Raw genomic sequence first — 511 nt, 5'->3', positions numbered from 1 at the left:
ACTGTGATGTCATGGTGCTAAGTGATTATGAGCAAGGTTATGCTCAGGTTGCCGACATAGATAACAAACCACCGAGTGGCACCTTAGATGGTGGCACTGAAAGCGTTTGGGATATTCGCTTACACAATGCCGTGGTGGCCTCATCAGTTGAGGTAAATGATTATAACTATCGAACCGCTGGAATGGCAACACATTTTCAAACAAAAAAATTAAGGGGTAAGTGTTTTTTAAATTCAACGGGAGGCAAGTAGCCTAACGAAGAATGTAATCGTTTATGATTATACCAATAAGCATAAGCCGAAAAAGCGCGTTGTAACTCAGCCGTTGAGTTAAAACGTTGGTCTTTTACAAATTCCGTTTTAATTGTTTTAAATGTCGCTTCCGCTACCGCATTGTCATAAGGACATCCTTTCTTGCTTAATGAATGCGTGATATTAAATGTCTTAAAACAATCCGCTAATAACCGATTATCAAACTCTTTACCGCGGTCTGAATGAAATAAATCTAATTT

The 511-nt window shown here is 38.7% G+C and carries 2 protein-coding genes; one reads left to right on the top strand and one right to left on the bottom strand.

Annotated elements, in window-relative coordinates; all coding sequences use genetic code 11:
- Positions 1 to 251: hypothetical protein (locus A9G35_RS13385; RefSeq protein ID WP_176701376.1), on the top strand; the 251-nt coding region annotated here is incomplete at its 5' end.
- On the opposite strand, the gene A9G35_RS03385 is transcribed toward A9G35_RS13385, so the two are convergent.
- Positions 197 to 511, bottom strand: a 315-nt coding sequence (locus A9G35_RS03385) for an integrase core domain-containing protein (protein ID WP_141673756.1), incomplete at its 5' end; no start/stop codon positions are given. The two genes, A9G35_RS13385 and A9G35_RS03385, sit on opposite strands and share 55 nt — an antisense overlap.

This window comes from Gilliamella sp. Choc5-1 (assembly GCF_001690595.1).
Lineage (GTDB): Bacteria > Pseudomonadota > Gammaproteobacteria > Enterobacterales > Orbaceae > Gilliamella > Gilliamella apicola_M.
This window is presented reverse-complemented; position numbering and strand designations above follow the sequence as displayed.